This is a genomic window from Psychrobacter sp. Choline-02u-9 (genome assembly GCF_002836505.1).
Lineage (GTDB): Bacteria > Pseudomonadota > Gammaproteobacteria > Pseudomonadales > Moraxellaceae > Psychrobacter.
On record NZ_PJBF01000042.1, the window covers coordinates 49,831 to 65,315 of the forward strand.

General features: G+C 43.7%; 14 protein-coding genes. 9 read left to right on the top strand and 5 right to left on the bottom strand.

All coding sequences use genetic code 11. From position 1 onward, the window contains the following. Positions 1-25: 25 nt before the first annotated feature. Positions 26-1,048 carry a WG repeat-containing protein gene (locus CXF69_RS03855; RefSeq protein ID WP_101204453.1) on the top strand — a complete coding sequence of 341 codons (1,023 nt, stop codon included), beginning with the start codon at positions 26-28 and terminating at the stop codon, positions 1,046-1,048. A 320-nt stretch (positions 1,049-1,368) separates the two neighbouring features. On the opposite strand, the gene CXF69_RS03860 is transcribed toward CXF69_RS03855, so the two are convergent. Next, on the bottom strand, positions 1,369-2,418 hold the full coding sequence (locus tag CXF69_RS03860) for an alpha/beta fold hydrolase (RefSeq protein ID WP_101204454.1): 1,050 nt from the start codon (positions 2,416-2,418) through the stop codon (positions 1,369-1,371). A 27-nt stretch (positions 2,419-2,445) separates the two neighbouring features. Then, positions 2,446-2,610 carry a rubredoxin gene (locus CXF69_RS03865; protein ID WP_057759803.1) on the bottom strand — a complete coding sequence of 55 codons (165 nt, stop codon included), beginning with the start codon at positions 2,608-2,610 and terminating at the stop codon, positions 2,446-2,448. Positions 2,611-2,975: 365 nt separating this feature from the next. On the opposite strand from CXF69_RS03865, the gene CXF69_RS03870 reads away from it, so the two are divergent. Continuing rightward, on the top strand, positions 2,976-3,542 hold the full coding sequence (locus CXF69_RS03870; RefSeq protein WP_101204455.1) for an adenine phosphoribosyltransferase: 567 nt from the start codon (positions 2,976-2,978) through the stop codon (positions 3,540-3,542). Positions 3,543-3,691: 149 nt separating this feature from the next. Here the strand turns inward: CXF69_RS03870 and CXF69_RS03875 are convergent, their stop codons facing one another. Next, positions 3,692-4,159: a hypothetical protein gene (locus tag CXF69_RS03875; RefSeq protein ID WP_101204456.1), complete on the bottom strand. Its 468-nt coding sequence runs from the start codon at positions 4,157-4,159 to the stop codon at positions 3,692-3,694. Between the two features lie 110 nt (positions 4,160-4,269). Further along, positions 4,270-5,214, bottom strand: a complete 945-nt coding sequence (locus CXF69_RS03880) for a transaldolase (RefSeq protein WP_101204457.1) — start codon at positions 5,212-5,214, stop codon at positions 4,270-4,272. Between the two features lie 469 nt (positions 5,215-5,683). Between CXF69_RS03880 and pheA the strand changes: the two genes are divergently transcribed. From pheA to CXF69_RS03915, 7 genes are all read left to right on the top strand, one after another. Beyond that, on the top strand, positions 5,684-6,856 hold the full coding sequence (gene pheA / locus CXF69_RS03885; RefSeq protein ID WP_101204458.1) for a prephenate dehydratase: 1,173 nt from the start codon (positions 5,684-5,686) through the stop codon (positions 6,854-6,856). A gap of 119 nt (positions 6,857-6,975) precedes the next feature. Continuing rightward, the gene (gene hisC, locus CXF69_RS03890) at positions 6,976-8,118 is read left to right on the top strand and encodes a histidinol-phosphate transaminase (RefSeq protein WP_101204459.1); all 1,143 of its coding nucleotides are present in this window, start codon (positions 6,976-6,978) and stop codon (positions 8,116-8,118) included. A gap of 110 nt (positions 8,119-8,228) precedes the next feature. Beyond that, a complete protein-coding gene (locus tag CXF69_RS03895) occupies positions 8,229-10,562 on the top strand; it encodes a bifunctional prephenate dehydrogenase/3-phosphoshikimate 1-carboxyvinyltransferase (protein ID WP_101204460.1) in 2,334 nt (777 codons plus the stop codon). 195 nt (positions 10,563-10,757) lie between these two features. Further along, on the top strand, positions 10,758-11,720 hold the full coding sequence (rarD, locus tag CXF69_RS03900) for an EamA family transporter RarD (protein ID WP_101204461.1): 963 nt from the start codon (positions 10,758-10,760) through the stop codon (positions 11,718-11,720). A gap of 42 nt (positions 11,721-11,762) precedes the next feature. Further along, positions 11,763-12,200, top strand: a complete 438-nt coding sequence (gene folB, locus CXF69_RS03905; protein WP_101204462.1) for a dihydroneopterin aldolase — start codon at positions 11,763-11,765, stop codon at positions 12,198-12,200. A gap of 25 nt (positions 12,201-12,225) precedes the next feature. Next, positions 12,226-12,723, top strand: coding sequence for a 2-amino-4-hydroxy-6-hydroxymethyldihydropteridine diphosphokinase (locus CXF69_RS03910; RefSeq protein WP_227522879.1), 498 nt, complete (start codon positions 12,226-12,228; stop codon positions 12,721-12,723). Positions 12,724-12,944: 221 nt separating this feature from the next. Beyond that, on the top strand, positions 12,945-14,162 hold the full coding sequence (locus CXF69_RS03915) for an RCC1 domain-containing protein (RefSeq protein WP_166739204.1): 1,218 nt from the start codon (positions 12,945-12,947) through the stop codon (positions 14,160-14,162). A 274-nt stretch (positions 14,163-14,436) separates the two neighbouring features. Here the strand turns inward: CXF69_RS03915 and cysE are convergent, their stop codons facing one another. Further along, positions 14,437-15,348 (bottom strand): serine O-acetyltransferase, encoded by a 912-nt coding sequence (gene cysE / locus CXF69_RS03920; RefSeq protein WP_101204464.1) that lies wholly within the window; start codon positions 15,346-15,348, stop codon positions 14,437-14,439. Positions 15,349-15,485: the final 137 nt, after the last annotated feature.

Sequence of the window (15,485 nt, forward strand, 5' to 3'; positions counted from 1 at the left end):
CTATATTATTTGTCTAGGTTTATTTATGCTTCAACGATTGCTATCAAAAAAACAGCCACATACACTGTCTGGTTTGCTACCAAAAATATCGCAATACAGTGTCGTCGTGACGATGCTATCTAGCGCATTGTTTTTAATGCCTAGCGCACATGCGGCTAGTTGTAAAATCCCAAAAAGTTATTACAAAAACGTCTCCTGCACGGCCAGTAGTAATTATTTTTTGGCGATTAAAGACTTTGGTGCGCCGGTGGCGTTAATCGATAAAAAAGGCAAACGAGTCGTGGATTTGTCACGTTATCAAAAAGTCGATGCCGATAAGCTATCGGGCGGTCTGTTGCCTGTACTGCGCAACAGTCGCGTTGGTTATCTTAATATGCAGGGCCGCGAAGTCGTGCCTGCCATGTACGATATATTGACAGAGAGTCAAGGTTGGGCGCGGCCTGTATCGGATGGGCGTATCGTGGTAAAAAAAGAGGGTAACTATGGTGTGATTAACACAGCTAATAGTACTGTTGTCTCGTTTTCTGCAGTGATTGATGATATCGACAATTATCGTAATGGGGTGGCGCGTGTACGTAAAGGTCGTGCAACCAGTTGGGTGGATAAAAACGGCAATGCGGCGAGTGATCCGAATGCCCAGAATAACACTCAGGCAGTGAATAAACCTACTTCTTCTAACGAAAAATCTAGCACAGCATTACAGTCTGTACCAGCGCGTTTTACGACGCTTCAATCGCGTCAGCAAGATGGCAAATGGGGTTTCGTCGATGACAATAATGTCACGATGATTACGTACTCATTTGATGAAGTGCGTCCGTTTTCTGAGGAATATGCTGGCGTGCGTATCGGTGAAGAGTGGGGCTTTGTCAATTTAGGCGGTGAGCTGGTGATTCCTTTTCGCTTTGCTAATAGTGGTGTGAACGCTAACGATAGCTATCAGGGCAAACCATCCTTTGTATTTACAGGTGGTAAGGCGTGGATTGGTAACCTAAAGAATGGGAATAAAATGTGTATAGATAAGGAAGGGGCTGGTGTCGCTTGTGATTGATGCAATTACTAGGGCGTGTCCTCGTTTTAAGAGTGGTGATAAAAATGAGATAAATCGCAGTCAAACAAGGAAAATAGCGCAGATAATATCGAGATATTAACCAGCTATTTGACGCTGTTTGGCAAGATTTAGCCATTTTTAACCCATTTAGATAACTATCGATTGAATTGAGGACACGCCCTAGGATTAAATAGGCAATAAAAAAGAGTGTAAAACCTATGAGTTTTCGATAGGTTTTACACTCTTTTTTTAACACTAATGCTTTTAGCTCACTTAGATGACTATCGATTGAATCGAAGACAAGGCTTAGTCTTCTACAGCTAGTTGCTCGATAAGTGATTACTGATTAAGTCAACCATATAAGGCTGATAATACTCTGGAATATCGTGTGCCATGCCTTCGATGAGATGGAACGTAGCATTAGGGATGGTCTTGGCAACGACTCGGCCCTGTGAGGCAGGCAGGAGTCCGTCAGCGCTACCATGTAATACAATCGTTGGTGCTTTGACTTGCTTACTAAACCGACTGATAGAGCCTGATGCCAAGATAGCATTGAGCTGCTGTACTGTACCAAGCGGGTGAAAATTGCGCTGATAGCGAATCTTGGCGATTTCACGGACCATACGCACATTCACATGACCTGGTGTACCAACGGTCTTCATAAACCAAACGCTATGACGCACGATATCACGCTCAGAGTGGCTCTCTGGACGATTGATAAGGGTATATAGCTGTTTAGGCTTGGGCGGCTTCAAAAACGCACGATTAGTCGTGGTGAACATAAGCGCCATTCGCTGCACTAAGCTTGGATAACGTGCCGCCACGATTTGTGCAATCATACCGCCCATTGAAGCCCCAATCAGATGTGTCTTACCGAGCTTGAGTGCTTTAATTAGACGTGCGGTGTCTTCAGCCATGTCCGTCAAGTTATAAGCAACCTGCGTGCTTTTGTTAGACAGCCCTGTCTGTAGACGTACCATCATTTTGAGCTGGCTAATACGTGGCAAGCCTTCTATCTGCACTTTAGAAGACAAGCCGATATCACGATTATCAAAACGAATCACAAAAAAACCAGCATCGATAAAGCGCTTAATAAAATTGTCTGGCCAAAATATCATTTGTGAGCCTAGCCCCATGATCATCAGCAGCGGCGGATTGTTGGGATTACCGCCAGCTTCGACACACAACTCAATACCATCACCGATGTCAATCATTGCTTGACGAAGGTGCTTACTCAAGTCAGAGTCGCGCCATTGATGCTCCCCAAACTTGCGCCACTCAGGAGTAGGGTAGTTATTCAGATGATCTTCTAGATTGTTATCTAGCGTTTCAGGCAATTTGGCACTATTGATGTCATTTGATTTTGTCATGAAGTGTCCTAATTAGAGGGTCATCTACTACAGCTCAAGCATCTCAAAATCAAGCTTACCGACACCGCACTCAGGGCAAGTCCAGTCATCAGGGATGTCTTCCCACTTAGTGCCAGGTGCGATACCTTCTTCTGGGCAGCCAAGCGCCTCATCATATATCCAGCCGCAGACAATACATTCATAACGTTTCATAAATAGTCCTATCGATCATTACCAGTATTACAGTTACAGCGTGCTATAAACGCTCATTTTTAATATTACAGCTATTATATTAGACTGCAAAAACGCACGTAGTTTAGCATATAACCGCAATTTTCATAGTTAAGTTTACACTTGTATATTGAGATGACTTTTCTTTTATCAAGTCAATCACATACGTTACCTTATTAGCGCTTAATAACGAGACTGGACGCCAGCCCGCCATACGAAAACCAATTATGCTATAATAATCGCCGCTAAATTCACAGTAATGCTTAGCATTTATCGCTGATATATCATCCAGTTGTTGTCTTATCTAAACTAACTAAACCATCTAAATACATAAGCTAAGGGTCATCATGAGTACCAATGCCGCCGCCACATCCGCCACCAACAATGAGACGTCTCATATGCTCAATACTGACCATCCGTTTTGGCAGATTATTCGCACAGTACCAGACTTTCCAAAAGCTGGCATTGATTTTTATGACATTACCCCATTACTGCGCAGTCATATTGACGCTGTTATCGATGCGCTACTTGCTGCATTGCCAGAAGGGCTTATGGACGAGGTAGATTGTCTGGGTGCGGTAGAAGCGCGCGGTTTTGTATTTGCCAGTATGCTAGCAGGTCGTCTGGGCAAAGGCATGATCTTACTACGTAAACCAGGTAAGCTGCCGCCACCGGTTGCCAACAAAGCCTATGCACTGGAATATGGTAAAGACACGCTTGAGATGCAAAACAATCTACCGCCTGAGCGCGTACTATTGGTCGATGATATCTTGGCGACTGGTGGTACGTTGACTACCGCTTACGAGCTGTGTCAATCGGCTGACCATACTGTGGTCGGTGCGTTAGTGTTACTGGACTTGGTCGACTTGCATGGCGAGTTCCCAGTACCTGTCTATACGGTACTCAAAGCTTAAAATGAATGGCAGTTTCTTTGACTACTAGACAGGTTGTATTGTTGATATAGTTAAACGATTCTCCAAATAAAAAGCGCCCTGATACTATGTCAGGGCGCTTTTTCGATACTGTATTGATGTTTTTTAGTATTGTGTTAAGTAGGCTGTATTTATTGCTCTTCGTCTTGTTCGTAGTCCTTACAAGACTGCTCTATCACCGTACGACCGACTGTCTTTGGGGTGGTGACTTTAAAATCTTTTGTGGTCAATATTGGTTTTTCTGACTGCCATGACTTGGTTACTTTGCCTTCAGCATCGTAGTTAACAAAGGCTCGTCTATAGTAACTGGCATCTTTGCATGAAATGAGTAGTTGTTGCTCACTATGGTCAATACTGTTTTTTTCTTCCTTCGAATCATCTGTATCGGCATCTTTGTCTTTAGGATAGGTTCTAAGGATAGATACCGTGATATTTTCGACGTCTTTTTCATCTATGATACTGATGTCAGAGCTTTCAATAGAATCCAAATCTATACTAAAAATTGATCCAGAGCTGCTCTCGGACACCTCTACCCAGTTGACTGCCTGGGCGCTGATCGCTAAAGCACTGCCTGCCAATAATATTGATAGCCGTTTCATATAAGCCTTGCTTCTTGTCATTTGAAGTAGGTAATGATAGCCAACTTACTATTAGTAGGCAAATATCTTTTGTGCCAGCTCAGTATCCGTCGTGCTCTGTCGTGTGGCTATTATTGTCCGCGAATGTCTGCTAATGTCTTGGCCAGCTCGTCACGCGCCCCGATAAAGCCATCAATACCCTTAGGTAACAAGTCCTGTGTAACCTTGTCTTGCTGATACGCAGCACTAAACTCTTCGTGCGTTAAGCTTACCTGAGTCATCGCCTTCATATCCATCGACATACTCGGAGACAGTTGGCGAGTTACCTCGGTATCCATGGCTGCCAACTCATCAATGAGGTTGGGAGCTATCGTCAACAAGTCACAACCTGCCAATGCCAAAATCTGCTCGGTAGAGCGGAAACTGGCGCCCATTACTTGCGTCTCGTAACCGTGCTGTTTGTAATACTGATAAATGAGCTTGACTGACTGTACGCCCATGTCATCAGAAGCTGGTACGTTTTGACGGCTTTGTTGGCGTTTTTGCCAATCTAGAATACGGCCAACGAAAGGTGATATCAGGGTCACACCAGCATCTGCACAGGCAATCGCTTGGTGTTGTCCAAACAGTAGGGTCAGGTTGCAGTGGATATTTTGAGTCTCAAGATAGCGCGCCGCCTCGATACCTTGCCAAGTTGCCGCCATTTTGATCAATACTCGCTCTGAATCGACGCCTGCTTTTTGATAAGCATCAATAAAGGCCAGTGCCTTATCTATCGTCGCTTGAGTATCATAAGATAAGCGAGCGTCCACTTCAGTAGAGACTCGGCCTTCGATCAGCTCTAAAATATCGCAGCCAACCTGAATGGTCAGCGCATCGATCACGGCATCCACGTCACCATTGTGACGGCTCATGGTCTCTGACAACATGCCTTGGTTGTCAGGATGAATCAGAGCCTTGGTAATAAGGCTTGGGTTGGTGGTTGCATCGATAGGTTTTAAACGGGCAATAGCGGCAAGGTCACCAGTATCAGCAACAATCGTGGTCATAGTGCGTAGCTGTTGTAATGCGCTCATCAGGTATCCTTTTTTTTATTAATCATATGATGCTCCTCTTATATATAACAGGGTAGGGAGCTGAACTGGAACTGTAACACAGTTTTGGGCAGGTGTTGCCTCATAGTTATGCTATGCGTCACTGTTATCTGGCTCAACTGTGCTAATATTAATAACAGTTGGTATATTTATACGCATTTACGCATGGGCACTGACCTTAGTTTTTGCTATAGTAGAGCCGGCTATGTATCAAGCTGCTGTATTTGGCAGTAAATATAGCATTAACGCCAAATGGCACTAGCAATATAAGGTGTTTTTGATAGACTGTTTTGAGGTTGATTTTGAACATAGTTTCTATCATCAGCCTTTAACTAAAAACAGCAAACAGTCAGATTTGGCAATAGAGCTACCTAAGTTATAGCAATGTAATAGCAATATTTAAATAATAGTAATATCTAACAGCGATAAAATCTAAAAAGGATGGGCGGTAATGAGCGAGCAGTCACCAGAGCAAACAATGGATAATCTAAATCAAACCACTACAGGCGCTAGCGATACCGCAACTGAAAAAGAGTTTTTAGACAATATTCGCCAAAATATTGACGCAGTAGACTGTGAGATCCAAACGTTAATCAACAACCGTGCAAAGTTGGCTCAGCAAGTAGCCATGGTAAAGAAAAATCATACCGCTGCTGATGACAATAGCAATCCTATCTTTTACCGCCCTGAACGTGAAGCACAGGTACTAAAAGCTGTCATGGAGCGTAATGCAGGTCCCATTGCTGATGAAAAAATGGCGCGCTTGTTTCGTGAAATCATGTCAGTATGCTTGGATTTAGAAGCGCCGCAGCGTATTTCCTTCTTGGGCCCTGTCGGCACCTTTACGCATGCCGCTGCGCTCAAGCACTTTGGTAAAGCCGCTGATACTGTGCCAATGACAACCATTACTGATGTGTTCCGCGAAGTCGAAGCGGGTACAGCGATGTATGGCGTGGTCCCTGTTGAAAACTCTTCAGAAGGCGTCGTCAACCATACTCTAGATGGTTTCTTATCTTCTACTTTGAAAATCATTGGCGAAGTTGAACTGCCAATTCATCAAAACTTCTTAGTTGCTGAGCATACTAAGATTGATGGCTTGAGCCGTATTTATTCACACCAGCAGTCGCTTGCTCAGTGCCGTCATTGGCTAGATGTAAACTTCCCTAATGTCGAACGTGTGGCAGTATCAAGCAATGGTGAAGCTGCTCGCCGCCTTAAAAACGAATGGCATTCAGCTGCGATTGCAGGTGATGTCGCTGTTGCAGAGTATGGCTTACATAAGCTCTACTCAAATATTGAAGACAATCCAAGTAACACCACACGCTTCCTTATTATCGGTCATGAGGCGATTGCGCCATCTGGTCAAGACAAAACTTCTATCGTCGTCTCCGCTCACGATAAAGCAGGCGCACTGATCGAAATCTTGAAACCTTTGTCATATCATGGCGTATCGATGACCAGTATTGAGACGCGTCCTGAGCGTCCTAACAAGTGGGCATACGTATTCTTTATCGATATGAATGGTCATGTTAATGATCCAAACGTTAGCGCTGCCATCAATGATATTCGTCCATTGGTCAAAGATTTGCGCATATTGGGCTCATATCCAAAAGCTGTCCTATAGGCGACTACCTATAGATAACTATAGGCTTATTCACTGGTATTCATACATAATAGATGGGTCTTAGCTTTTGCAGATAGTATTCAAAAAAAGCATTTATAGATACCATCTAAGGATAAACCATGCAGACTACTCAATTGACCGCGTCAGATCTATCGCCGTTAACGCCAGCTTACGACAGTATTTTGGCATTGGCACCTTATCAAACCGGTAAGCCAATTGAGGAGCTGACACGTGAGTATGGTGTCTCAGATGTGGTCAAGCTGGCTAGCAATGAGAATCCAATGGGATGCTCCCCACGAGTGACGCTAGCAGTGACCGAGCAGCTAGGGCAGTTGTCACGTTATCCTGATGGCAATGGTTACTATCTAAAGCAAGCGCTGGCTGACTTTAACGATGTCAATGCCAATCAAATTACCTTAGGTAATGGCTCTGATGATTTGCTCGATATTTTAGCACGCAGCTTTGTGGGTGCTGATGATGCCATCGTCTATAGCCAGTATGCTTTTGTGGTTTATCCTATGCTAGCGAAGATGCAAGGTGCCACGGGCATTGAAGTGCCTGCTCAGCGCTTTGGCCACAACCTAAAAGCCATGAGCCAAGCGGTACAAGATAATCCGAATACCAAAATCGTTTTTATTGCCAATCCGAATAATCCAACGGGTACGCAGCTAGAGCAAAAAGAGCTGCGCCAGTTCGTTGCCAGTGTGCCAAGCTCAGTCTTGGTGGTACTAGATGAAGCTTATATCGAGTATAGTCCTGAGAGTAACAACCGCGCACTATTAAATGAGTTCGATAATGTCATTATTGTGCGTACTTTTTCTAAAGCTTATGGGCTGGCAGGTTTACGCGTCGGTTATGCTCTAAGCTCGGTGGCAGTGGCGAATTTACTAAACCGAATTCGTCAGCCATTTAACGTCAGCCGTGTTGGTTTAGCTGCCGCTGCTGCTGCACTTGCCGATCAAGACTTTATCGAAAAAACTCGTCTGATAAACGATGAGCAAATGCGTTGGTTAGAAAAGCAGTTTGACGCGCTAGGGCTGGGTTTTGTGAAGTCGCATGCCAATTTTATTATGGTCGAAGTGCAGGTTGAGATGGAAGATATAACTGCTGCCTCTATCCATCAGGCACTACTTGAACAAGGCGTTATTGTCCGTCCGTTGGATGCTTACGGATTGCCTAACTGGCTACGTATCACAGTAGGTGTGGCTGAAGACAATCTGCGTTTGATTGATACTCTGCGTTCTATTTTGACTGAAGACTAAGCGCATCTATAAGTGCTTTGTAATTTAAAAATTGTTCTTAATTAGCCATTAAAATTTATAACACTAAGACTGGCTCTATCTATGTCTTAGTGTGTCCAACGAGAAAAGCCGTGAGTAGTCAGAAAAATAATAAACTTCAATCGTCTCTAAATACTACGCCGCCTATATTCAAACAAGTTTGTGTGATTGGGCTTGGGCTGATTGGTGCCAGTTTTGCGCAAGCTATTAAAGACAATGGCTTAAGCGCGCGTCTGGTAGCAGTCGATAGACATGCACCAAGTATCACAGAAGCCATCGAGCATGGTCTGCTAGATGCAGGTAGTGCAAACTTACAAGACGTCATCGCTGGCAGTGATTTAATCATTATTGCAGTGCCAGTACAGGCAGTTCAAGCAGTGTTCGTTGATATCAAACAAGCGATAGATAACGGACAGCTTGCCAGTGATTGCATCATGACGGATGTCTGTAGCACTAAGGTCAATATCATTGATGCCGCTAAAGCAATGTTCGGCTCGCTGCCGACAGGATTGGTGCCAGCGCATCCAATTGCTGGGGCTGAAAATTCAGGGTATCATGCGCGCCGCGCCAGTTTATTTGTCAATCATAGCGTCATTATTTGCGAGCTACCGACAACCAGTGCAACTGCTATTGCAAAGTTGCGACTATTGTGGGAATCAGTAGGCGCAAATGTCATGTCAATGGATGCTGAGCACCATGACCGCATATTAGCGCACACCAGCCATTTGCCACATTTACTTGCCTTTAATTTGGTTGAGCAATTGGCAAGCCATGATGACAATTTAGATATGTTTCGTTATGCCGCTGGTGGATTCCGCGATTTCACGCGTATCGCTGCCAGTGACCCTAAAATGTGGCATGATATATTTTTTGCCAACCAAAGCGCGATTGTCAGCGCCCTTGATGAGTATGGTGTCTATTTACAGACGATGCGCCAGCTTATCATTGATCAAGATTCAACTGCCCTGATGGGACTTTTGGGCCGCGCGCAAGCCGCACGGCGACATTTCGGCCATATGTTAGCCAGCACCCCTTATACGGATACTTCTGCTATGTCAGCTTCTTATAATATTACCCCTAGCAATACTGTTTCTGGCACCATCGCGATTCCTGGTGATAAATCTATCTCGCATCGCAGCGTTATGCTCGGCAGTCTTGCCACAGGCGTGACAAATGTGACTGGGTTTTTGGAAGGGGAAGATGCGCTAGCAACGCTACAAGCATTCCGTGACATGGGTGTGACTATCGAAGGCCCTGATAATGGCAATTTGACCATTCATGGTGTTGGTATGAATGGTTTAAAACCTAGCAAAACACCACTGTATATGGGTAACTCTGGTACCAGTATGCGCCTGCTATCTGGTATTTTGGCAGCACAATCATTTGATAGCGTACTGACAGGTGATACTAGCTTGAATAAACGCCCGATGGAGCGCGTGGCGGCACCGTTACGGTCTATGGGTGCCGTTATCCAAAGCACTGGTCATAGTGGTACTGCGCCGCTGAGTATCACTGGTCGTGATACAGCTGGTAAGCCATTACAAGGTGCTGAGTATGATATGCCAGTTGCTTCAGCTCAGGTAAAGTCTTGTTTGCTACTAGCAGGTCTATGGGCCGAGGGTACGACAACGGTCACACAGCCTGAGATCAGCCGTGACCATACTGAGCGTATGCTATCGGCCTTTGGTTATCCGGTAACCGTAGAAGGCAATCGTATCAGTGTCACTGGCGGCGGCACACTAACAGGCGGCGATATCGCGGTTCCTGCTGATATCTCATCTGCAGCGTTTTTTATGGTGGCAGCAGCCATCAGTCAAGACAGCGAGCTGACCTTAACCCAAGTAGGTATCAACCCTACGCGTACTGGCGTCATTGATATTCTAAAATTAATGAATGCAGATATTAGCCTAAGCAATGAAACACATGTGGGCGGCGAGCCAGTTGCTGATATTACGATTCGCAGCTCAAACCTAGTCGGTATTGAAATACCAGAGCATCTCGTACCACTGGCGATTGATGAATTCCCTGTGCTATTTATCGCAGCCAGCTGTGCCCAAGGTCGTACGGTATTGACTGGTGCCAAGGAGCTGCGTGTCAAAGAGTCAGATCGTATCGCTGTGATGGCAGAAGGATTACATACGCTTGGTATTGATTGTACTGTAACTGATGATGGTCTGATTATCGAAGGCAAAGGCGCCGCTACTGAAAGCGGTGAAGTCAACAATGACCAACCTGTCTTTGGTGGCGGTCATATTGTCTCGCATCATGATCACCGTATTGCAATGAGCTTCTCTGTTGCCAGTCTGCGTGCATCCCAGCAAATTACCATTGAAGGGGTTGAAACGGTTAATACCAGTTTCCCGGGATTTGCTGAGCTTGCCAACCAAATTGGTATATCTATCCAAGTGGATACTGGTGCTGAGTAAGTCGCTAAGCTACCGTTAACTCTTAAAGATTTAATCTAACATCGTTAGCAATGTACTCATGTCACTATTGGCATGAGTACATTGCTTTTTACCTTATAATCTCACTGTAGTAACCCTGCACTCTCACGATTCGATTGACAATAATAATTAGAATTAGGTGAGAGTGCGCTTTGCTCTAAAAAGTTGTCCTATATTATGACTACCCAAAATGTCATCAAAAAACCCGTTGCCCCAATCACCACAACCAGACGCGGCATTATTACTGCGCTTATCGCGTTCTTTATTTGGGGTGGATTTCCGTTATACTTCAAGCAGCTATCTGATTATGATGCGACGGAGATCATAGGTCACCGTATCACTTGGACGTTTTGTTGCCTATTGATTGTGTTAGTGGCTACCAAACGCTGGGGATGGATAGAAACGCTCAAGCAAAACCCAAGATGGATCGCGCTATCACTGGTCTCTGGGTTAATTATCGCAACCAACTGGCTGACCTATGTATGGGCGGTTAATCAAGACCGTATCCTTGAGGCCAGTTTGGGTTACTTTATCGGGCCATTGGTAGGTGTTGCGCTATCGATGATTTTATTCAAAGAGCGTTTGCGTCCTTTACAGTGGGTCGCTATTGGATTTGCACTGTTGTCTGTCATCATTCAAGTGGTGATGCTTGGTAGTCTGCCGTGGATATCATTGATTTTGGCATTTAGTTTTAGTACTTACGGGACGATTCAACGACAAACGCCATTGACTGCTGTCGATGCCATGTTTGTCGAGACTGCAATGCTAGTACCGTTATGTCTTTGGTGGTTTTGGCAGTCTGATGTGGCAAGCCACCAACTGAGCTTTTGGTTTAGCTCAAACATTTGGCTACTGATGATCGCAGGTCCGATTACGCTAATACCACTTTTATTATTCAATAAATCTACCAAGCTCGTTGCATACAGTATTCTGAGCTTCATGAATTATCTGACGCCGACCTTCATTTTCTTTTTGGCGGTGTTCTATTATAAAGAACCGTTCGATTCACAACGTTTGGCAGTATTTGGTCTGATTTGGTTAGGTCTGCTATTATTTAGCATCGATCTGTGGCGCCATCGTCCAAGTAAAGTGTTAAAAGCGGCGCGCCTACGTGAAGAAGCGCTAAAATCGGTTAAGTAAATATTAATAATACGGAAAAAATTAGCAAACAAGGATGAAAGCATGTTTCATACTCAGTCTGATGTTGTATTTATAAAAGGTCTAAAAGTTGAGGCAGTAATTGGTGTTTATGATTGGGAGCGTGCTATCACTCAGCCATTACTCATTGATATCGTGCTTGAAACGGATATTAGCCGTGCGACTGTGTCAGATGATGTCAGCGATGCGCTGAGCTATAAAGAAGTCTGCGATGATGTGAGCGAGTGGTGCAAAGAGATTCAAGCAAAGCTGCTTGAGCATTTGGCTGGTCAGATCTCTGATAAGGTATTCGCAAAATATGACTGTCAAAAAATAACGTTGAGCATTGCTAAGCCTACCGCTATTGCCCAAGCTGATGCGGTAGGGGTGCAAATAACGCGCTATGCGCCAGCATCAACTAACGAGCTAACTACTAAAGAAGCTGCCAAAGAAGTTAACGTCAGCCAAGCTGATGATGCATAAAACGTCAGTGGATTTGAATTTGGAAATGCTAACACAATGCGCACCTGAGACTGTGCAAGCACAGCCTGTAGTAGAGGTAGTGTTAGCATTAGGTAGTAATTATCAAGCCGACAAGTATCTCCCGCTTGCTCGGCAGCGCTTGGCAGCGCTAGGTGCAGTGCAATTGTCTACGGCCTTCCAAAATCCTGATTTTACCGCGACTTTAGACCAGCCAAAACCTGACTATACCAATCAATGTGTCCATCTAGTACTGACCACACCGATGCGCCTACAACAACTACAGAAAACCTTCAAAACTCTTGAAGGCGATTGTAATAGGTGTCGACAGACTGAGCCAAATCAAGTACGGCGAGTGACGATGGACATTGATATTTTGATGGTCAAGTTGGCTAATATAGAAAATAGCCTAAGCAAAAAACCGAAATTTAAATCAGTGTTTGATTGGATTGTCATGGCCGATCGTTATCCATTTAAAGCGCATGAGGAAGCGGGAGTTAAAGAATTGATTTTAACTAAGCTATAGTTTGGCTAATAAGTAGCCGTATCTTAATCACCATTATATCTTTTCATCTAAAACTACCGTTGTTCAGTACTCACTCTGCCTTAACCCATCAGTTTACTAGACAAAAATCTAATAAAAACTATGCGATTATCTAAGCAATTGTTAGTATAAGTGACGATGTAATCTTCAAGATACTACTACCTATTCAAAAACCAATGAACTTTTTGAATAAAAAAATAATCATGAGTTTAGCAATCATACTCATGATGTCTACTTTGTCTGCCTGCGATAAAACGCCTTCCGAGCATCTTCAATCTCTTACCAAAGATAACTACCCTGTGGCAAATATGCCAGACGAGCCACTAGAAACTCCACTTGAGATTAATATTGAGCCCAAGCGCTTAGCCATGACCAGCTCATGGAGCGCAGGGGTAAAAGACGATGGTACGCTTTGGACATGGGGTACAGATGGTCTACTGCGTGATACCAAGACAGGACAAGATCCAACGCCTAGGCAAGTCGAGGGTGTCAATGATGCGGTGGCTGTGTCAGGTGCTGGTCATATGTTACTACTACGAAAAGATGGCACAGTGTGGGGTTGGGGTAGTAACTCTCATGGAGAGATAGACCCTAGTGATGGTGACATCTTTATTGAAGAATTGAGACAGATTAAAGGGATTGAGAATGTTGTAGATATCGCTGCTGGTGAAATGGACTCCATATTCTTAACTAATAACGGTGAAGTCTATGTATTAGGCAGTAATGAAGGTGGTTGGGTTAATGAAATCCCAAAGCAACTTATTATCCCAACTAAAGTTCCTAATCTTTCAGATATAATCCGTATTGAATTTAGAAATGGAGTTCTATTAGCGTTAGATAAAAAAGGCGAGTTGTACTCTACAGGAAAATCAGAACGTGCGTTAGGACGTCTTCTCTATCAATCACAAGAACCTGAAATAGAATATCATCCTGCTGCTAAAGTCGCATTACCTAAAAAAACTATCGATTTCTCAGTAACCTCTACAAGCGCAATGGCAGTTCTTGAAGATGGAAGCGTATGGAACTGGGGAAGCAATAGCTCTGCTAACCTAGCCTTATCAGATTCTGAAGATATTAAAATGCCAGAAAAAAATCCATATTTACATAAGGTTGTAAATATTGGAATACATGCTGCTGTAACTTCTCAAGGTGACTTATATACTTTGAGTAAATACGGGTTTGGGAAGAATAAAAACTCTATTTCAGCGTATACATATAATAAACCTTTTTTAATAATGCAAAATATTGATCCAGACCAAATAGTTTATGGGTACTTATCATATGCTGTGGTCACAAATGATGGCAATGTCTGGTTTTGGAATTGGAATGAAAATGGGCAACGCGGCACGGGTGAAATTGTAGAAAGCATGGAAAAAGATTATGTATTAACCCCCGAAAAATCACTATTTACGTTAAATTAAACTTCTTAATTATCAGGAAACTTACTATGTCACAGTCAATAAAAGATATCTTTTATCATGCTTTATTAGCTCGTGCAGATTACTCTGAGATGAAAAGCAACGATTTGCTAAGTCGAAATTTGCTAGAAAATCAAAAAAGTTAATCTACCATGTATGCGGACATGGTAGATTTTATCTAAGACTACTTTGACTCTATTGTTTCTCTACTAAAATCTATATAAGCATTTGTTATCACTCTATACGGCAATAGTACTGCCTACATTTAACGACTGTCTTAGCGATTTTTCTCATTATTGACATCATCTACATCAGCACGACCAATCACATCTAAATCTTCTAGACAAAGCTTGTCATATTCTTTTTTGCAAAAATTAGGATCAATATCACACATCGCTGACTGTAGTTGATCGAGGCGATTCTCTGACTGTTGAATGTGTTCGAGCATTTTAGCAAATGCTTCTGCGACTGGGTCTTGTGAATAAGGGTCGATACCATAAGCACGGAAAGTATTGGTACGTTTGGCAGTAGGGGTAGTGTCGTTAGTTTGATCGCTGTTCTCGCCAGCTTGCGCAACTTTTTCTTGTTGCTTAGCGTCTTGTACTTTTGTCGCGATTGGGTTGCCTTTTTCATCGTGATGATCTGAGATCATACGCGCGGCACTGCCGACCATTGTGGCGCCTGCTGGTACTGGTTTGACTACCACTGCATTCGAGCCGATTTTAGCGTTTTTACCGACTGTAAATGGTCCCAAAACTTTTGCACCAGCACCGACCGTTACACCGTCTTCTAGCGTTGGGTGACGCTTGCCATTATTCCAAGACACACCGCCCAAAGTAACACCATGGTATAGCGTCACATCGTTGCCGATCTCAGCAGTCTCACCGATGACGACGCCGACACCATGATCGATAAAAAAGCGTCTACCAATCTTGGCAGCAGGGTGAATTTCGATACCTGTCATGATGCGCGAGCCGTAGGAAATCACGCGTGCCGCTAGTTTTTGTTCATTGTTCCAAAGACAGTGTGCACCGCGATGCAAAACAAGCGCATGTATGCCCGGATAAGTTAGGATCACTTCCAGACTATTACGCGCCGCAGGATCTCGGGTGAATACTGCATCAATATCTTCTTTCAAATCGTTTTTGATAGTAATAAGCGATTTGAATAATTTGGATGGCAATGACATAAAGCGTCCTATCTATTCGTCGGTAGAGTGTCGTTGCGAAAACAGCGATGTCTCTAATCTGTGGTCATAAAGTTCGGATAATCAGGAATATATATTTTCGCTAAGCTTCTGCAAGTTATAACAGCTTTATACCGCAA